Here is a 21508-nt window from a genome sequence, read left to right on the forward strand (position 1 = left end):
CGCAGGGAGCGCCCTTCCCCCATCCGGCAAGAAGCCTCAGGCCAGCACGAGCTGGTGGTTGGCCAGCAGCGTCGCGAGGTCGGTGGTCACGCCGTTGAGCGTGATCAGCTGCGTCGCCGAATAGGCGGCGCCCGATCCGTCGCGATCGATGTACAGCGTGGTATTGCCGCCGCTGACGTCCACGCGGAGGTAGTTGCCGATGGTCTCGCCCGCGTCGATCGTGGCCACGCCGTTGATGTAGCGCGCCGCGCCATCGGCATCCGCCTGATAGCCCACCAGCAGTTCCCGAAGGTCGATGCGGTCCGCGTTCGCCGTGGCCTCGAAGGTCCCGACCGTGAACGAGTTCGCCGAGTCGGCACCGTTGCCGCCGGTGGCATCGCTGGAGGCGAGCAGCTTGTAGAGCAGCGTGTCGCGGCCTCCGCCCGTGAGGTTGAAGACATCGTTGCCGCCACGCCCCTCGAACTGGTTGTCTGCCGCGTTGTCGGTGAAGACGTCCGCGCCGCTTCCACCGGCAAGGCCCTCGATATCGCGGAAACTCGCAGTGCCGAAGCCGGTGTTCTGCGCGCCGCCCTTGCTCAGGTCGATCGTCAGCGCCGTGCTGCCGGCGAGCTTGTAGTCGACGACGTCGAGGCCGCCGGTGTTGCTCCAGGCCCTGACGCCAGACACCGTCACCGTGCCCCCGCCGCCCTCGTACTTGTCGTTGCCGAGCGTGGCGAAGAAGGTGTCGTTGTAGCCGGTACCGACGATGCCGTTGCCGATGTCGGCATTGGCGACGTTGGTCCCGGACTCGGCGGTCAGCACGAAGGCGTGGTTGGCCGCGCCGGTCTTCAGGCCGGTCCAGGCGTTGTTGACGTTCTCGATCGTGTTGCCGCCGAGGCTGTCCGCGCCTCCCACGTCCGCCGCCTTGCCGTTGACGATGCGCAGGAGTGCGAGGGTGTAGGTCTCGCTCGCATCGAGCCCGTAGAAATCGACGATCGCCGAGCTGTCGTTGGTCTGGTTGCCGGACTGCGGGTTGACCATCTGCGTGCTCACCAGCTTGCCCTTCGAATCGAAGAGCTGCACCGTGTTTCCGTACAGCGCGTTGATGCCCTGCGCATCCAGGATGCGGAAGTGCAGCGACGTGCCGTCGGCCACCGTGTTGGTATTGGTGATGAACTTCGTGGTGCCCAGCTGCGTGAATGCAAGCAGGTCCCTGTCCCCGTCCCAGTCGATGTCCACCGCCACGGCGCCGGTGACCAGGTTGCTGTTCGCCACGCTGCCGTTCCAGAAGCCAATCTCGCTCTGCCCGCCGAGCAGGTTGGTGGTGTCGAACTTGACCTGACTCGCCGAACTCGTGTTCGTGTAGAGATTGATCGGTCCCGACATGCCATAGATCGTCTGGCCACCGGTAGGGCCGAAGCCTGGCAGTTCGATGGCATCCATCTTGCCGTCGCCGTTCCAGTCCACCGCGATCGAAGGTCCGCCTTGCAGTCGCTTCATCGCCGGGGTGGTGCCATTCCAGCCGAAGTAGGAGTCGTTGAGCAGGTACATGCCCGACGGCTGTTCGCCGACACCGGCATATTTCGAGCCGTAGTCCATCTTCAGCTTGCCGGCGCCATCGTTGAAGAGGATGCGGCTCTGGTACTGCGCATCGGTCGTGGTGCCGTAGCCTCGGCTGAGGAACAGGTCCATGTAGCCGTCGCCGTTGAAGTCGGCCCAGGTCATGGAGATGCCGTTGCCGTAGCCCGGATCGTCGTCCGCGCGCTGGAAGGTCTTCTCGATGATCTGCGTGTTCTCCCACGTGCCATCGCCCTTGTTGGTGGCGACGACCAGGCGGTACTGGTTCGTGCTCCTGGCCACGTAGGCGTTGGTGCCGGGGTCGTCGTACGGCCCGCCGAGCTTCGTGGTGCCAGCGGTCGCGTGATAGACCAGGTCGATCTTGCCGTCGTTGTTCAGGTCGACGCCCGACAGTTCCATGTCGAAGGTGGCGTTGTAGTAGTTGCTCGAATACGGCGCGCTCGAGCTGGACGCCTTGGCGTCGGTGTAGCCGCCATCCTTCACCATGCCCAGGATGCTGCCGTCCATGTTCAGCACGATCTGCGAGTCGTAGCCGCCGCCGCTGGTGGCGTCGTTCGGCGTCTGGTCGCCGTAGGCCATGTCGACGAAACCGTCGCCGGTCTTGTCGAAGGCCACCACGCCGCCGAACCAGCTGTAGGTGTTCGCGCTGCCGGCCGTGAGCTTGTCGCCGCCTGCCGCAGACGGTGCGCCCACCTGCAGCGCCGTGTACCTGCTGCCATCGAAGATGAACGCCTGCTGGCCGTCGTCGTAGGTGCTGTCTTCCGCGAACAGGTCCATGTACCCGTCGCGGTTGAAGTCCATGAACGTGGCGTTCTGTACGTAGTTGCGTCCGGCATAGGGGCTGCCGTAGTTGCTGAAGAGGGAGGTCTGCTTGAAGCTGCCCAGCGACGCGCTGTCGCTCCCGTTGGCGTCGAGCATCGTCTGGTTGCTGTGGATGCGCCACATGCCGTTTTCTCCCAGCGTGTACGCGGTCGCCTTCTGGTTCGGATCGCTGGACACCGACCCGACGGTCACCGTCGGCGCCGCGGCGACGATGAGTTCGCCGGTGGTCGCGTCGTCGGTGACCTGGGCTCCGGCAGCGTTCCTTACCACTGCGCGGACGTCGTAGGTTCCCACCGCGACGGCGGAGGAGACCTGCACATACCAGGTCTCGTGCTGCGAATCGACCACCACCGAACCATCGGCCGAGCTGTAGGTCTTGCCGGCGATCGTGACCTCGAGATACTGGCCGTTGACCAGCTTGAAGGGGATGCCGCCCGAGACGAGCGGCGTGGTGTCGACGGTCGTCTGGCGGTTGACCGTGACGGCGTAGTCGACGGTCAGGCTGAAATTGCCGGACAGGCTGCCCTGGGTGCCTGCGGCGGTCGCCACGGCGGCGCGATAGGTGTGGGTCGAGCCGTCCGCGAGAACACCGAGGTCGTAGGTCCAGGCGGTGCCGCTCACCGCCGCCGTTCCCAGCAGCGTGGAGCCTTCGTAGACATTCACGGTGTCGCCGGTGCCGAGCGCCGCCGTCAGCGTACCCGTGAGCACCGGGTTCGCGTCGTCGGTGGTGGTGCCGCTGCCGAAGGTACCCCTGGATGAGCCCGCATCGTCGATGTAGCCGGTTATCTTCGCTTCGGTGGCCGGCACCTTCGTGTCGACCGTGAAGCTCAGCGGCGCCGATTTCGGGCCTTCGTTGCCGGCGCTATCGACGTTGCTCACCGTCAGGCTGTGAGCGCCGTCGGCCAGCTTCTTGTCGGCGTCGGGCGTGAAGCTCCACTTGCCGGAGCCGTCCGCCGTCGCGGAGCCGATCAGCGTTCCGTTGTCGTAGACCTTCACCACGCCGTTGGGCTCGGCACCGCTGCCGCCAAGGTCGGGGCGCGCGTCGTTGGTTGCACCGCCGGAGGTGATGCCGCCGACGACGGGGGCCACGTCATCGACGGCGCGGTCGATGGAAGGCGCGGTCGAGGGAGCGACCGTATCGACGGTGAAGGCGAGCGCTGCCGACGCAGGGCCTTCGTTGCCGGCCGCATCCACGTTGCGCGCCGTCAGGCTGTGGGCGCCGTCGACCAGCTCCTTGCCGGCTTCGGGCGTGAAGCTCCACTTGCCGGAGCTGTCCGCCGTGGTGGAGCCGATCAGCTTGCCGTTGTCGTAGATGTTCACCATGCCGTTGGGCTCGGTTCCCGCTCCCTTCAGTTCGGGGCGGGCGTCGTTGGTCATGCCCCCGGACGCGATGGCGCCGGTGACCGGTGCGACGTCGTCGACGGCGCGATCGATGGAAGGCGCGCCCGTCGGCGCGATCGTGTCGACCGTGAAGACCACCGCCGTCGATTGCGAGCCCTCGTTGCCCGCCGCATCGACGTTCCTCGCCGTGAGCCTGTGCAGGCCATCGGCGAGCTCCTTGCCCGCCGCGGGCGTGAAGCTCCAGTTGCCCGATGCGTCCGCCGTCGCGGTACCGATCAGCGTACCGTTGTCGTAGATGTGGACGATGCCGTTCGGCTCCGCGCCCGAGCCCTTCAGCTCGGGACGTGCATCGTTGGTCGTGCCGCGCGATGCGATGGCGCCCGTGACCGGCGCGACGTCGTCCATGGCGCTGTCGATGGAAGGCGTCGTCGCGGGCGCGGTCCGGTCGACGGTGAGCGTGAACTCCGCCGAAGCGCTGCCCTGGTTGCCCGCCGCGTCCTCCACGCGGGCGGTGTAGCGGTAGGTGTTGCCGTCATCAAGGCCCTTGTCCTCGAAGCTCCAGGCGTTGCCGCTCACAGCGGCGACGCCGATGCGCGTGCCGTTGCGGTAGACCGCCACCACCTCGTTGGCCGCGAGCGGCGCCGAGAGCGTGCCGTTGAGCTGGGGCGTCGCATCGTTGGTCGTGGTGCCGGATGCGAAGTTGCCCGTCTGCGGATCGCGGTCGTCGGTGAAGTCGGTAATGGCCACCTTCTGGACGGGCGCCGTCAGGTCGACCGTGATGGAATGGGCCAGGCTCTCCGCCCCCTGGTTGCCGCCGGCACTCACGACTCGTGCGGTGTACTTGTAGGTCGCGCCGTCCGTGAGGCCCTTGTCGAAGAAACGCCAGCTGGTGTTTGTCACCGTCGCGGTACCGATCACGGCACCGTTGCGCAGCACCTCGACCACCTCGCCCGTGTTCAGGGCGGCGGAGATCGAACCGATGAGCACCGGGTCGGCGTCGTTGGTCGTCCCGCCGTCGGCCACTGCGCCGCGGTCCGGTTCGACGTTGTCCTGCACACGCACGATCTGCGCCGTCTGCGTGACCGTGGAGGTGATGACGGTGAAGCGCAGGCTGTTCGAGGCGGCGCCGGCGTTGCCGGCCATGTCGATGACCCTGGCCTCGTAGGTGTAGGTGGTGCCGTTCGAAAGGCCGATGTCGTCGAAGACCCAGTCGGTACCGTTGACGGTCGCGTTGCCCACGTACACGCCGTTGCGGAACACGCGCAGTTGCTCCGATCTGGCCAGCACGGCGGAGAGGGTGCCCTCCAGCCTGGGCGAATCGTCGTTGGTGCTTCCGTTGGCAGGAATGCTGCCCGAGATTGGGTCGGCGTTGTCGATGGCGCGCGAGAGCGTCACGGTCTGCGACGGTGTCACCGTGTCGATGATGAAGACCATCGGCGCCGACTTCGGCCCTTCGTTGCCGGCCGCGTCGACACTGCTCACCCTGAGGCTGTGTACGCCCTCGGCCAGCTCCTTGCCGGATGCGGGCTCGAAGCTCCACTTTCCGGAGGCATCGGCCTTGGTGCTTCCAATCAGCACGCCGTTGTCGTAGACGTTCACCGTGCCGTTGGGTTCGGCGCCCGAACCCTTGAGCTCCGGACGCGCGTCGTTGCTCGTGTCGCCCTGGGCGATCGGGCCCTGGACCGGATCGACGTTGTCGGTGACGCTGTCGATCGCCGGTGCGGCCGATGGGGCGACGGCGTCCACCGTCAGCGTGAAGTTCGCCGAGGTGGTGCCCCGGGTGCCGGCAGCGCTCGCGATGGCCGCGGTGTAGGTGTGCGTGCTTCCGTCGGCCAGCGTCGGCAGCTTGAACTCCCACGCGGTGCCGTTCACGGCAGCGGTGCCAAGCAGCACGCCCCCTTCGAGGATCTGCACGACCTCGCCGGTCTTCAGGCCCGAGACGGTGCCCTTGAGCACCGGCGTAGTGTCGTTCGTGCTGGTGCCGCTGGCGTAGTCGCCGGCATTCGGGTCGACGTCGTCGGCGTAGGCGGTGATGGCCACCGCATTGCCGGCGGTCGGCGTCGAGGTGTCGATGGCTACGGTGCGGGCATCGAGCGCCGCGAGGTTGCCGGCGGTATCGACCACGCGCACCCTGTACTCGTGGCTGCCGTCGGTGAGCACCCGGCCGTCGACGTAGCTCCAGTTGCCGCCGCTGACGATCAGGTTGGCCCAGGTGGCGCCGCCGTCGACGCTGATCTGCGCGGTTTCGTCGGAAGCCAGCGTGCCGGTCAGCCTGCCGTTGAGGGTCAGGCTCGTGTCGCTGGTGATGAAGTCGCCCGCGACGCCGGTGTCGGTGCTGATCGACGCGATGTCGATGGCGATGCCCGCCGAGTGCTGGGTGTCGATCACCACGCGCTGGCTGCTCGACTTGCCGGCATTGCCGGCGGCATCGACGACGCGCGCCTGGAAGACGTGGTCGCCCGCCGCGAGCGGCACGGCGGTGTTGTCCAGCCGGTAGGTGTTGCCCGAGACCAGCGTCGCATCGCGCCAGCTCGTGCCGTTGTCGAGCGAGACCTGCACCTTCTCGCCGGTGCCGGCCGCGGTGTCCAGCGTCACCGTCACGACGAGGGTGGTGTCGCTGGTGATGAAGTCGTTCGCGCTGGCGCCGGTGTCGTCGCTGATGGCGGTGATCGTTGCCGCCTGCGTCGGCGCGGTGGTGCCGACCGTGAAGGCCAGCGGCGCCGACCTCGGTCCCTCGTTGCCGGCCGCATCGACGCTGCTCGCGCTCAGGCTGTGCGCGCCGTTGGCCAGCGGCTTGCCGGCTTCTGGCGTGAAGCTCCACTTGCCCGAGCCATCGGCGACCGCGGTGCCGATGAGCATGTCGTTGTCGTAGACCTTCACCGTGCCGTTGGGCTCGGCCCCTGCCCCCTTCATCTGGGGACGGGTTTCGTTGGTCGTGCTGCCGGAGGTGATGGGGCCGACGACCGGTGCCGTTGCATCCATGACGCTGTCGATCGAAGGTGCCGCGGCGGGCGCGGTCCGGTCGATGGTCAGCGTGAAGGCGGCCGAGGCCTGGCCTTCGTTGCCTGCCGCATCCTCGACCTTGGCGGTGTAGCTATAAGTGGCGCCGTCGGAGAGGCCCGCATCCTGGAAGCTCCAGGTCGTGGCGCCGGCCATGGTGGCGGTGCCGATGCGCTTGCCGTCCCTGTAGATCACCACGGCCTCGCCCGCCGCGAGTGCAGCGTTCAGCGTGCCGTTGAGCTGCGGCGTGGTGTCGTTGGTGATGCTGCCCGAGGCGAAGCTGCCCTGCTGCGGGGCCTGGTCGTCGGTATAGCCGGTGATAGCCGCCGCCTGGCTCGGCGCGACGAGGTCGAGCGTGATCGCGTAGGCCGCGCTCTTCGCGCCCTCGTTGCCGCCGGAATTGACGACGCGCGCGGCGTAGCTGTAGGTCGTTCCGTCGGAAAGGCCCGTGTCGCGGAAGCTCCAGGTCGTGCCCGTCACGGCGGCGTTGCCGACCACCTTGCCGTCGCGCAGTACCTCGACCACGTCGCCCGCGTTCAGCACGGTGGAGATCGAGCCGCCGAGCGTCGGCGCGGTGTCGTTGGTCGTGCCCCCATCGGGCACGTTGCCCTTCACCGGGGCGGCCTGGTCGTCCACCCGAAGGATCTGGACGGTCTGCGTGACGCCCGAGGTGTTGACCGTGAAGCGCAGGCTGTTGGAGGCGGCTCCGGCATTGCCGGCCGCGTCCATGACCCTCGCCTCGTAGGTGTAGGCGGTGCCGCTGGCGAGGCCCGCGTCCTCGAAGGTCCAGGCGGTGCCGGTGACCTTCGCGATGCCGGCGAGCAGGCCGTTGCGGAACACGTGCAGCCGCTCGGTGCCGCTCAGCGGCGCCGAGAGAGTGCCCTCCAGCGTCGGCGTGTCGTCGTTGGTGGTGCCGTTGGCGGGAATGTCGCCGGAGACCGGGTCGACGTTGTCGATGGCACGCACCAGCTTCACCGTCGCCGCGGGCGCGGCAGTGTCGATGCGGATCGCATGCGCGTTCGATTCGGCGCCGGGGTTGGAAGCCGCGTCCTGCACGCGGGCCGTGTAGACGTAGGTGCTCCCGTCGGAGAGGCCGCTGTCGGCATAGCTCCAGTGCGTGGCGTCCGTCATGGACGCGAAGCCGATCTCCTTGCCGTCGCGCAGCACGACGACCTTCTCGCCGGCCTGCAGCGCGGCCGAGATGGTGCCGGTGACCTGCGGCGCGGTGTCGTTGGTGTAGCCGTCGTTCGGCACCGAGCCCTGTTGCGGATCGACGTCGTCGTTCACGGCCGTGATGCTGGCCTTGGTGGACGGACCCGAAAGCTTCAGCGTGATGACGTAGGGCGAGGAGGCGGTGCCGCCGCCGCCCGCGGCGTCCTCGACGCGCACGGTGTAGCTGTAGCTCGAGGCGTTGGCGAGGCCGCTGGTGTCGGTGTAGGACCAGCTCGTGCCCGAGATCGAGGCGGTGCCGATCCTGACGCCGTCGCGATAGACGGCAACGAACTCATTGCCGGCCAGGCTGCCCGACACGGTGCCTCTGAGCTCCGGCTGGGAGTCGTTGGTGGTGCCGCCGCTGGCGACGTCGCCCTGCACCGGGTCCGCGTTGTCGAACACGGTCGAGATCGTGGCCGCCTGCGTCGGCACCGAGGTGTCGACGGTGATGGCGTAGCTGCCCGAGACGGCGCCCCGGTTGCCGGCCGCGTCCTCGACGCGCGCGGTGTAGGTGTAGGTGCGGCCGTCGCTCAGGCCGGTGTCGTCGAAGCTCCAGTGGGTGGCGTCGGTCATCTTCGCAGTGCCGATGACGGCACCGTCGCGCAGCACGACGACCTTCTCGCCGGCCTGCAGCGGTGCCGAAACGGTGCCCGCCACCTGCGGCGCGGCGTCGTCGGTGAAGCCGCCGTCGGCCACGGCGCCCTGCAGCGCGCCGCGGTCGTCGTTGATCGCGACGATCGCCGTCGATTGCGAGGGCGCGAGGGTGTCGACCGTGAACGCCAGCGCCGCGGACTGCGGGCCTTCGTTGCCGGCCGCATCGACGCTGCTCGTCGTGAGGCTGTGGGCGCCGTTGGCGAGCTCCTTGCCGGCCTCGGGGGTGAAGCTCCACTTGCCGGCGGCGTCCGCCGTCGCGGTGCCGATCAGCGTGCCGTTGTCGTAGATCCTGACGGTGCCGTCGGGCTCTGCGCCGGAGCCCTTGAGTTCGGGGCGCGCGTCGTTGGTGGTGCCGCCCTGGGCGATGGACCCGGTGACCGGTGCCACGTCGTCCAGGAAGCTCTCGACGACCGGTACCGTGGTGGGTGCGCGCTGGTCGATCGTGAGCGCGAAGGCCGCCGACGCTCCGCTCTGGTTGCCCGCGGCATCCTCGATGCGGGCCGTGTAGCTGTAGCTCTTGCCGTCGACGAGGCCGGCGTCCTGGAAGGTCCAGGCGGAGCCGCCGGACAGGGTGGCGGTGCCCAGGCGCACGCCGTCGCGGTAGACCACCACGGTGTCGCCGGCATTGAGCGTTCCGCCGATCGTGCCGTTCAGCAGCGGCGAGGTGTCGTTGATGGTGCTGCCCGACGCGAAGGTGCCAGTCTGGGGTGCCTGGTCGTCGGCGCAGCTGACGATCGCGACCGACTGCGAGGGCGCGGCGGTGTTCACGGCCAGCGAGAAGTCGGCCGAGGCCGTGCCCTTGTTGCCCGCCGCATCGGCGATCACGGCGACGTAGGTGTGCCTGCTGCCGTTGGCCAGCGTCGGCAATGCGAAGGTCCAGGCGGTGCCGTTCACGGCGGCCGTGCCCAGCAGCGCCGAGCCTTCGAAGATCTGCACGACGTCGCCCGCTTTCAGGCCCGAGACGGTGCCCTTGAGCACCGGCGTGGTGTCGTTCGTGCTGGTGCCGCTGCCGTAGTCGCCCAGGTTGGGCGCGACATCGTCGGTGTAGGCCGTGATGTCGACGGCATTGCCGGTGGTGGGACCGCTTGTGTCGACGACCACGAGCTGCGAGCTCGGCTGGGTCGTGTTGCCGGCCGCATCCACCACGCGCGTCAACACGGTGTAGCTGCCGTCGGCCAGCGGGACGGCCGTGTTGTCGAACTGGTAGCTGCCGCCGCCCGAGGGGGTCGCGTCGTTCCAGGTCTTGCCGTTGTCCAGCGAGACCTGCACCTTGGCGCCGGCCTCCACGGCCGAGTCGACCTTGATGGTGAACACCAGGGTGCGGTCGCTGGTGACGAAATCGCTGCCGCTCGAGCCGGTGTCGTCGCCGATGGCGGCGAGCGTGGCCTTGGTGGTGGGCGCAGTGGTGTCCACGTTGACGGTGAAGGAGCCCGACTGCGGGCTCTCGTTGCCCACAGGGTCGACGGCCGTGGCACCCAGGCGGTGCGTGCCCTCGATCAGCGGCGTGGTCGGCGTGAAGCTCCAGCTGCCGTCGGCCTTGACGGTCGTGCTGCCGAGGACGCTGCCGTTGTCGTAGACCTTGATCACGTCGCCCGGCGTGGCGCCGCTGCCCGTGAGCGTCGGCGTGGCGTCGTCGGTGGGACCGCCGTTGGCGATCGGACCCTGCACCAGGCCGACGTCGTCGGCGGCGCCGGCGATGGACGGCACCTCGGGCGCGGTGGTGTCGATGGTCAGCGCGATGGTGGCGTCGCCCTGCTTGCCCGCGGCGTTCACCGCGGTGGCGGTGTAGCTGTGCGTGCCTTCCTTCTGCAGGGGCAGCGTGAAGCGCCAGTTGCCGCCTGCGTCCGCAGTGGTGGAGCCGAGGACGGTCGAACCTTCCTTGACGGTCACGATCGCGCCGGCCGTGGCCTTGCCCACGAGCGAGGGCGTGGTGTCGTCGGTACGCGCGCCGGGCGCGAGATTGCCCTTGATGCCGCCCTGGTCGTCGGCGATCTGCTCGATGCTGACGACGACGTCGCTCGGGTCGACCGTGAAGTCGAGCACCGCGCTGGCGGCGCTGGTGTTGCCAGCGGCGTCGGTGACGGTGTGCGTGATGCGGTGCGTGCCGCGCCCCAGCGGCGTGCTGGGCGTGATGCTCCAGGCGCCGTCGGTGGCGGCGGTGAAGCTGCCGATGAGCGCGCCGCCGTCGTACAGGCGCACGGTGTCGCCGGCCTTCAGGCCGCCGCCGCTGAAGGTGGGCGTGGTGTCGTCGGTGGTGGCGCCGGCCGCGATAGCGCCCTGCACCGGGCCCTGGTCGTCGGAGGCGACGGCCGTGTCGGGCGTGGCGGGAGCCGTGGTGTCGAGCACGACCGGATAGAGGCCCGTGCGCGGGCTCGCCTGGCCCGCGCCATCGACCGCCTGTGCGCTCAGGTTCTTGACGCCGTCGCCGCTCAGCGGACTGGTGGTGACGCTCCAGGTGCCGTTGGAAGCCACGCTGGTGGAGCCCACGGCCACGCCGTCGGCATACACGGTGACCACGGTGCCGGCCGTGCCGGTGCCGTTGAGCGTGAGCGTGGTGTCGTCGGTGCTGGCGTCGCGGGCGACGTTGCCCGTGACGCTGCCCCTGTCGTCGATCACGCCGATGATGGCCGGCGCCGCGGGCGGATCGCCCACCAGCGTGAAGGTCGATGCCGGCGTGGCGGCGCCGATGTTGCCCGCCGCGTCCACGGCGCGCGCCGTGAGGCTGTGCGCGCCCAGGGCCAGCGGCAGGTCGGGCGTGAAGCGCCAGCTGCCGTCGGCGTTCACCGCCGTGCTGCCGATGAGCGCGCCGTTGTCGTAGACGTTGATGACCGACACCTGCGCCGGGTCGGTCTTGCCGGTGTACTCGGGCTTGCTGTCGTCGGTCTTCGCCCCGGCGGCCAGGGGGCCCTGCACCGGGCCCACGTCGTCCAGCACCTGGATGAGGGACGAGTCGAGCGCGGGCGGCGGCGTCAGGTCGACGGTGAGCCTGAAGTCGTTGGAGCGCGGGCTCTCGTTGCCTGCCGCGTCGGTCAGCGTGTAGCCGATGCTGTGCGCGCCCTCGGCGAGCGGGGACACGGGCGTGAGCGTGCCGGTGGTCGGGTCGTAGGTGGCTGCGACCTTGTTGCCGTCGACGTACAGCGACGGCGTCAGGCCGGCTGCGATGGAGGCGATCTTGAACCCCGGCGTGGTGTCGTCGGTGAAGGTCGCGGTGCTGGCCGCGTTCTGGACCGCGCCTGCGTCGTCGACGTAGCCGGCCACGGCGTCCGGGCGCACCGGCGCCGTGGTGTCGACGTTGACAACGAAGGCGGCCGAGTGCTGGCTCTGGTTGCCCACCGGATCTGTGGCCGTGACGGTGAGCTTGTGCTCGCCCTCGCCCAGCGGCGAGGTCGGGCTGGCCGTGGTGAAGCTCCAGCGTCCGTCGGACTGCACCGTGGTGCTGCCGATGGCGCTGCCGTTGTCGAAGACGGTGATGAGGTCGCCCGGCGTCGCACCGCTTCCACTGAGCGTGGGTCGGGTGTCATCGCTTGCGGCGCCGCTGGCAAGCGCGCCCTGCACCGAACCGGTGTCGTCGACGACCGAGGCGATCACCGGAACGGCCGGCGGCGTGGTGTCGATGGTCAGCGAGAACGAGGTCTCGCTGCTCGTGCCTGCGGCGTTCACCGCCGTGGCCTTGTAGCTGTGCGCGCCTTCGGCCTGCGTGGGCAGCACGAGGTTCCAGTTGCCTGACCCATCCGCCGTGGTGGAGGCGATGGCCTTGGAGCCTTCCTTGATGGTCACGACGGCGCCCGCCGTGGCGGTGCCGACGACCGTAGGCGTGACATCGTCGGTGAAGCCGGCGGGACGCGTCTTGATCTGCTGCCCCTGCCGGGTCTCCCCCGCCTTGGTGACGATCACCGACACCGCCGCGGTGTCGACGATGAAGCCCAGCGGCGCGCTGGCTGCGCTGGTGTTGCCGGCCGCGTCGCTGATGGTGTGCGTGATGCTGTGCGCGCCCTGCCCCAGCCCCGTCGGCGTGAATGCCCAGCTGCCATCGGCCTTGACCGTGGCGCTGCCGATCAGCGCGGCGCCGTCGTACACCCTGACGATGTCGCCAGGCGTCGCGCCGCTGCCTGCGAAAGTGGGCGTCGCGTCGTCGGTGGAACCGCCGTCGCCGATCGCGCCCTGCACCGGGCCCACGTCGTCGGTGGCCGAGACGCTGGCCGGGGTGGCCGGTACCGTGGTGTCCAGGATCGCACTGTCGGTCGCCGCCGGCCTGGAGGTGTTGCCGGCGAGGTCCTGGCTGATCGCGCTGACGCGGATCGTCGCACCCTCGGCCGGGTTGGGGAACGAGACGTTGGCGAAACCGTTGGAGACGTCCGCAGCGCTCAGCTTGACGCTGAACATGTGGGTGCCGTCGGTGAGGCTGATTTCATCGCCCACCGCGGCACCGGACACGAGGGTGACCTTCACAGTCACGTCGGCCTTCTTCTCGCTGGCGTTGATAAAGCCGTCGTTGTTGGCGTCCTCGACGATTGCGATGGAAATGACGGGCGCGACGCTGTCCACCGTGGCCGTGGCGGCCTGGCTGGTGTTGCCGGTGGCGTCGGTGGCGACCACGCGCAGCTGCGTGCCGTGCGGCAGCGGGGCTGTGGGCGAGATGCTGTATTCGCCGTTGCTGCCGGCGGTCGCGCTGCCGATGAGGTTGCCGGTGTCGTCCCTCACGGTGACGACCGAGCCTGCTTCCGCCGTGCCGGCGACCGTGCCGCCCGAGGTGGGCTTGACGGTTGGCGCGTCTGGGGCCTTGCTGTCGACCTTGGCCGTGGCGGGCGTGCTGGTGTTGCCGGCCGCATCGGTGGCGGTCACGCTCAGCGCTGTGTCGTGCGCCAGTGGCATCGCGGGCTTGACGACGTAGTTGCCGTTGCCGTCGGCCGTTGCGCTGCCGACGCTGTTGCCGGAGCCGTCCTTGACGAGGACGAGCGAGCCCGCCTCCGCCGTGCCGGTGATGGTGCTGCCGCTCGTGGGCTTCACGGTAGGCGCGTTCGGGGCGGCGCTGTCGACCGTGGCAGTGGCCGCAGGGCCGGTGTTGCCCGCTGCGTCGGTGGCCGAGACGCCGAGCATCGTTCCGTGCGGCACGGGGGTCGCGGGCTTCACGGTGTAGTTGCCGTTGGCGTCCGCTGTCGCGCTGCCGATCGGCTTGCCGGCACTGTCCTTGACGGTAACCAGCGAGCCGGATTCGGCCGTGCCGGTGATCGACGCGCCGTTGGTCGGGGCGACCGTGGGCCTGCCCGGGGCAACGGCATCCACGGTGGCGGTGGCCGCAGCGCTGGCGTTGCCGGCTGCATCGGTAGCTACCGCGGTGATCTTCGCGCCGTCTTCCAGCGGCTTGGCGGGGGTGACGCTGTAGGTGCCGTCGGTGGCGACAGTCGCGCTTCCGACCACCTTGCCTGCGCCGTCCTTGACCGTGACCACCGAGCCGGCCTCGGCGCGGCCGGTGATCGGGTCGCCGTGGGTGGGGTCGATCGTCGGCGCGTCGGGCGCCTTCGCGTCGACCTTGGCCGTTGCAGGCGAGCTGATGTTGCCGGCCGCGTCGGTCGCGGTGACCTGCAGCACGGTGTCGTGCGCGGGAGCGGTCGCGGGCTTGACGCTGTAGTTGCCGCTGCCGTCGGCCGTCGCGCTGCCGATGGTGTTGCCCGCGCCGTCCGTCACGGTGACGAGCGAGCCGGCCTGGGCCGTGCCGGTGATCGTGGTGCCGTTCGTCGGGTTGACGGCCGGCGCCGACGGAGACACGGCATTGACGGTCGTCCTGGCTTCAGGGCTGCTGTTGCCGGCGGCGTCCGTCGCGGCCACGTGCAGGACCGTGCCGTGGGCGGGAGGCGTCGTCGGCTTGAAGCTGTACGCACCACCGGTCGTGGCGGTCGTGCTGCCGATGAGCTTGCCCGCGTCGTCCGTGATGGTGACCACTGAGCCGGCCTCGGCCTTGCCGGTGACGAGGCTCCCGTTGGTCGGATCGACGGTGGGCCTGGCCGGCGGATCGTTGTCGACCGTGGCCGTGGCGGGCTGGCTGGCGTTGCCGGCCGCGTCGGTCGCGACCACGCTGATCTTCACGCCGTCCTGCAGCGAGCGGGCCGGCGTGACGGCGTATTCGCCGTTGCTGCCCGCGGTCGCGCTGCCGACGAGGTTGCCGGTGCCGTCCCTGACGGTGACCAGCGAGCCTGCTTCGGCCGTGCCGGCAATGGTGCTGCCCGAGGTCGGCTTGACCGTGGGTGCATCGGGGGCCTTGTTGTCGACCTTGGCCGTGGCGGGTGCGCTGCTGTTGCCGGCCGCGTCGGTGGCAGTCACGCTCAGCGCGGTGTCGTGCGCCGGCGGCGTTGCAGGCTTGACGGCGTAGTTGCCGTTGCCGTCCGCCGTCGCGCTGCCGATGAGATTGCCCGCGGCGTCCTTGACGGTCACGACGGAGCCTGCTTCGGCCGTGCCGGCGATGGTGTCGCCGCTCGTGGGCTTCACGGTGGGTGCGTTCGGGGCTGCGCTGTCGACCGTGGCCGTGGCCGCCGGGCCGGTGTTGCCGGCCGCGTCGGTGGCCGAGACGCCGAGGGTCGTGCCATGCGCCAGAGGGGTCGCGGGCTTGATGGCGTAGTTGCCGTTGCCATCGGCCGTGGCGCTGCCGATCGGCTTGCCGGCCTGGTCCTGCACCGTGACGACGGAGCCGGCTTCGGCCTTGCCGGTAATGGTGCTGCCGTTGGTCGGCTCGACCGTGGGCCTGCCCGGGGCGACCGCATCCACGGTGGCGGTGGCCGCAGCGCTGGCGTTGCCTGCAGCGTCGGTAGCCACCACGGTGATCTTCGCGCCGTCTTCCAGCGGCTTGGCGGGGGTGACGCTGTAGGTGCCGTCGGTGGCGGCGGTCGCGCTTCCTACCACCTTGCCTGCGCCGTCCTTGACAGTGACCACCGAGCCGGCCTCGGCGCGGCCGGTGATCGGGTCGCCGTGGGTGGGGTCGATCGTCGGCGCGTCGGGCGCCTTCGCGTCGACCTTGGCCGTCGCAGGCGAGCTGATGTTGCCGGCCGCGTCGGTCGCGGTGACCTGCAGCACGGTGTCGTGCGCGGGAGCGGTCGCGGGCTTGACGCTGTAGTTGCCGCTGCCGTCCGCCGTCGCGCTGCCGATGGCGTTGCCCGCACCGTCCTTCACGGTGACGAGCGAACCCGCCTCGGCCGTGCCGGTGACGGTGTTGCCGTTGGTGGGCTTCACGATCGGTGCGGCAGGAGCGACGCTGTCGACCGCCGCTCGTGTTTCGGGGCTGACGTTGCCCGCGGCATCGGTCGCGGTCACGCGCATCACCGTACCGTTCGGCAGGGTAGCCGACGGCTTGATGCTGTAGGTGCCGTCGTTGCCGGCGGTCGCGCTGCCGATGAGCTTGCCCGCGTCGTCGGTGATCCGGACGACGGAGCCGACTTCCGCGGTACCCGTGACGACGCCGCCTTGCGAAGGATCGACCTTCGGTGCCGCAGGCAGCACGCGATCGACGGTGGTCCTGGCTTCGGGGCTGGCATTGCCGGCAGCGTCGGTGGCGACAGCGCGCAGCACTGTGCCGTGCGCCGGAACGGCGGCGGGCTTGATGCTGTAGGCGCCGTTGGGCGCGGCGATCGCGCTGCCGATGAGCTTGTCGGTGTCATCGGTGACGCGGACCACCGAGCCGGCCTCGGCCGTGCCGGTGATCATGTTGCCGTTGCTCGGCTCGATGATCGGCGCGGGGGGTGGGACGCTGTCGACCGTCGCCGTGGCTTCCGGGCTCGCGTTGCCTGCCGCATTGGTGGTCACGACGTGCAGCACCGTGCCATTCGGCGGAGTGACGGCTGGCGTGAGGCTGTAGGCACCGAGCGAATCGGCCGTGGTGCTGCCGATCAGCTTGCCTGCGTCGTCCCTGACGGTGACCACCGAACCGGGTTCCGCCGTGCCGGTGATGGGGCTGCCATCGGTCGGGTTGATGGTGGCCGCCGGCAGCGCCGTGCGGTCGACCGTGGCCCGTGCCTCGGGGCTGGTGTTGCCAGCGGCATCGGTGGAGGCAACGTGCAGCACGGTGCCGTGCGCCGGCGGCGTCGCCGGCGTCACGGTGTAGGTGCCGTTGGATTCGGCGGTGGCGCTGCCGATGAGGTTGCCCGCGTCGTCCTTCACCGTGACGATCGAGCCGGCCTCGGCCTTGCCCGAGATGCGGTTTCCGTTGGTCGGGCTGATGGTCGGCGTGACGGGTACGACGCCGTCCACCGTGCCGCGTGCTTCGGAACTCGCGTTGCCGGCCGCGTCGGTGGCGAAGGCGCGCAGCACGGTGCCGTCGGCCAGGACGAACGCGGGCTTGATGCTGTAGGCACCGTTCGCGGCCGCCGTCGTGCTGCCGATGACGTTACCGGCGCCGTCGCGGACCGTGACGACGGAAAGGGCCTCGGCGAAGCCCGAGATCAGCTTGCCGTTGGTCGGATCGATCGAGGGCTGCCCGGGCGGCACGGCATCGACCGTGGCGTTCGCGCTCGGGCCGGTGTTGCCGGCGGCATCGGTGGCGCTGACGTGCAGCACCGTACCGTCGGAGGGCGGCACGGCAGGTCGGATGGCGTAGGCACCGCCGCCGTCTGCGGTCGCGCTGCCGATGAGCTTGCCGGCGCCGTCCTTGACGGTGACCACCGAGCCGGCCTCGGCCGTGCCGGTGATCAGGCTGCCGTTCGTCGGCTTGACCGTGGGCGCGTCGGGCGCCTGGCCGTCGACCGTGGCGCGCGCGGGCTGGCTGGTGTTGCCGGCCGCATCGGTGGCAGTGACGTTCAGCTGCGTGTCGTGGGCCAGCGGTGTCGTCGGCTTGATGCTGTAGTTGCCGTTGGCATCGGCCGTCGCGCTGCCGATCGGCGTGCCGGCGCCGTCCTTGGCGGCGACCACCGAGCCGGCCTCGGCCGTGCCCGTGATCGAGCCGCCGTTCGTCGGGTCGACCTTGGGCGCGGCGGGCAGCTCGCTGTCGACCGTGGCCCGTGTCTCGGGGCTGGTGTTGCCGGCGGCGTCCGTGGCGACGGCGCGCAGCACGGTGTTGTGCGAGGGGACGGTCGCGGGCTTGATGCTGTAGCGGCCGTTCGAATCGACAGCCGCGCTGCCGACGAGGTTACCGGCGCCATCGCGGATGGTGACGATCGAGCCCAGTTCGGCCGAACCGGCGATCAAGCTGCCGTTGGTCGCATCGACGGAAGGTTTGGCAGGCGGCGTGCCGTCAACCGTGATGGTGACGGGCTGGCTGGCGTTGCCCGCCCGGTCGGTCGCCACGGCGGTGATGGTCGTGCCATCCGCCAAGGGCGTTGCGGGAGTGATGCTGAACTTGCCGTTCGCATCGGCCGTCGTGCTGCCGATGAGCTTGCCGGCGCCGTCCTTCGCGGTGACCACCGAGCCTGCTTCGGACGTACCGGTGATCGCACCGCCGTTGCTCGGATTGACCTTGGGCGCGTCGGGCGCCTTGCCGTCGACGGTGCTGCGCGCAGGCTGGCTCGTGTTACCGGCCGCATCGGTGGCGGTGACGTTCAGTTCCGTGTCGTGCGGCAGCTGTGTCGTCGGCTTGATGCTGTAGTTGCCGTTGGCATCGGCCGTCGCGCTGCCGATCGGCTTGCCGGCGCCGTCCTTGACGGTCACCAGCGAGCCGGCCTCGGCCGTGCCCGTGATAGAGCCGCCGTTCGTCGGGTCGACCTTGGGCGCGGCGGGCAGTTCGCTGTCGACCGTGGCACGTGCCTCAGGGCTGGCGTTGCCGGCCGCGTCGGTGGCAACAGCGCGCAGCACCGTGTTGTGCGAGGGGACGGTTGCAGGCCTGATGCCGTAGCGGCCGTTCGAATCGGCGACCGCGCTGCCGACGAGAGTGCCGGCGCCGTCGCGGATGGTGACGATCGCGCCCTGCTCGGCCGTGCCGGTGATCAGGCTGCCGTTGGTCGCATCGATGGAGGGCCTGGCCGGCGGCGTGCTGTCCACCGTGGTGGTGACGGGCTGGCTGGCGTTGCCTGCCCGGTCGGTCGCCACGGCGGTGATGGTGGTGCCATCCGCAGCAGGCGTCGTGGGGACGATGCTGAACTTGCCGTTCGCATCGGCGGTCGCGCTGCCGATCACCTTGCCTGCCGCGTCCTTGACGGTCACCACCGCGCCGGATTCGGCCGTGCCGGCGATACGGCTGCCGTCGGTGGGATTGACGACCGGTGCGAGCGGCGCCGTGCCGTCGACCACCATCGTGGTGGGGGAACTCGCATTGCCGGCGGCGTCGGTGGCGACGACGCCGACCTGAGCACCATCAGCCAGCGGCGTGGCAGGCGTGACACTGAACTTGCCGTTCGCATCGGCGGTCGCGCTGCCGACCAGCTTGCCCGCACCGTCCTTGACGGTGACGAGCGAGCTGACCTCGGCCGCGCCGCTGATGGTGCGGCCGGAACTCGGATCGACGGTGGGCGCCGAAGGCGGCAGGCTGTCGACGGTGGTCCTGGCTTCGGGGCTGTCGTTGCCCGCGGGGTCGGTCGCGACGACGCGCAGCACGGTGTTGTGCGACGGCACGGCCGTGGGGTTGATGCTGTAGCGGCCGTTCGAGTCGGCAGTAGCGCTGCCGAGCAAGGTGCCTGCGCCGTCCCTGACGGTGACGACGGAGCCGGGCTCGGCGCTGCCGGTGATCAGGCTGCCGGCGGTCGGATCGACCGTGGGCCTTGCCGGAGGAACGCCGTCGACCGTGGTCCTGGTTTCGGGGCCAGTATTGCCGGCGGCATCGGTCGCGGTAACGCGCAGCACCGCGCCGTCGGCAGGCGGCGTCTTCGGCACCACGCTGTAGAAGCCGTTGGAGCCGACCGTCGCGCTGCCGATGGCATTGCCGGAAACATCCCTGACGGTGACGACCGAGCCAGGCTCCGCACGGCCCGTAATCGCACTGCCGTGCGTCGGATCGACCGAGGGCGCGGCCGGCGGCACGCGGTCCACTGTGGCCAGGCCTTCGGCACTCACGTTGCCGACGGCGTCCGCGGCGGTGACGTGCAATACCGTGCCGTCCGCCAGTTGTGCCGCGGGTGCGACGCTGAACTTGCCGGCGGCGTCGGCGGTGGTGCTGCCGATGAGCTTGCCCGTTGCGTCCTTGACCGTGACGACGGAGTTGGCCTCGGCCGTGCCTGCGACCACGCTGCCGTTCGTCGCGTTGACCAGTGGCGCGTCCGGCGGCCTGCTGTCGACCGTGGTGGTCGCGGGCCGGCCCACGTTGCCGGCGAGGTCCTTCGCGACGACGTAGATCACGGTGCCGTCCGACGGCGGGTTCGCGGGAACGAGGGAGTAGGTGCCGTCGGCCGCGGTGGTCGTGCTGCCGATGAGGTTGCCCTTGCTGTCCGTGACGGTGACCATGGAGTCGGGCTCGGAGGTGCCCGTGATCGGGCTGCCCTTCGTCAGGTTGACCGTGGGCGTCGGCGGCGTGCCGTCGACGACGGCCGTGGCGGGCTTGCTGGTGTTGCCGGCGGCATCGGAGGCGACGACCTTGATCACCACGCCGTTGGCCGGCGGCCTGGTCGGCGTGAAGCTGTACACACCATTGGACGCGGCGGTCGTGCTGCCGATGAGGACGCCCTTGTCGTCGGTGATCGTGACCACCGCGCCGGCCTCCGCTGTGCCGGTGATGGGGCTGCCGTCGGTCGGGTTCACCTTGGGCGTGGCGGGCGGCGTCGCATCGATGGTGGCGGTGGCCGGCTGGCTCGCGTTGCCGGCGGGGTCGATCGCCACGACGCTGATCGTCGCGCCGTCCGCGGGAGGCGTCGTGGGGGTGACGCTGAACGCGCCGTTGGAAGCGGCGGTCGCGCTGCCGATGACCTTGCCCGAGCCGTCCTTGACGGTGACGACCGCGCCGGCCTCGGCGGTACCCGTGATCGTGCTGCCGTTGGACGGATGGACCGTGGGTGATGACGGCGCGGTGCTGTCGGCGGCGGTAGTGGCGGGTGCGCTGGCGTTGCCGGCGGCGTCGGTGGCCACGACGTTGATGGCGGTGCGGTCGGCCAGCGGCGTCGGCGGCTTGATGACGTAGCTGCCGTCCTGGGCCGCCGTGGTGCGGCCGATCACGTTGCCGCGTCCGTCGGTGGCGGTGACCACGGCGCCGGGCTCGGCGCTCCCGGCGATGGTCGTGCCGTTGGTGGGAACGATGGTGGGGACCGGGGGCGCCACGCTGTCGACGGTCGTGCGCGCCTCGGGGCTGGTGTTTCCGGCCGAGTCCACCGCGACGACGCGGATCTCCGTGCCGTGCGGCGGAGGCGAGGACGGCTGGACCACGTAGCGGCCATCGGCCTCGACGGTCGCGCTGCCGATTTCCTTGCCCGTGTTGTCGGTGACGCGGACGGTGGTGCCCGGCTGGGCCGTGCCGGTGATCAGCCTGGCATTGGTCGGGTTGACGGTGGGCCGGCCCGGCGGCGATGCGTCGGAGGGGGACGTGAGCGACGTGGAAGGCGAAGGTATGAGCGCCATCGCCGAACCAGCGCCCGCCCCACCACCTCCTCCGCCTCCGCCTCCTGCAGCACCGGCGACTGCCAGTCCGCCGCCCAGCAGCCAGGGCAGCACGCCGAAGTTGAAGTCCTGCTCCAGCAGCAGGGGCTCGATGGCGTCGATGCCCGAATAGTCGAGCGCCAGTTCACCCTGGCCTTCGCCGAAGCCGGTCAGCCACAGGCCGCCCTTCTCGTCGTCGAGCACGAGGTCGCTCTTGTGGCCATCGAACGACGAGAAGAACTCGCGGATGGTGACGACCTCGCCCGAGATGGAGGTGATGACCAGGTCGTTGCCGACACGGCGCATTCCCTTGACCTGCTCCCTGGACAGCCCTATCCGGACGACCGCCGCTTCCTTCAGGAACACCTCGTTCACCGAGACGGGGGTGCCGTCTCCACTGCGCTTGCTGACTACCTTCAACGAAATCATTTACTGCTCCCTGATTTTT

Annotated in this window: 1 protein-coding gene; it reads right to left on the reverse strand. The window is 70.0% G+C overall.

The window, feature by feature from the left end; all coding sequences use genetic code 11:
• Window positions 1–36: 36 nt before the first annotated feature.
• Complete coding sequence (locus tag EJP67_RS10405; protein WP_126021618.1) at window positions 37–21489, reverse strand: Ig-like domain-containing protein; 21453 nt, start codon at window positions 21487–21489, stop codon at window positions 37–39.
• Between the last annotated feature and the right edge of the window lie 19 nt (window positions 21490–21508).

Origin of the sequence: Variovorax guangxiensis (assembly GCF_003952165.1) — a bacterium.
In the GTDB taxonomy this organism is placed as follows: Bacteria; Pseudomonadota; Gammaproteobacteria; order Burkholderiales; family Burkholderiaceae_C; genus Variovorax; species Variovorax guangxiensis.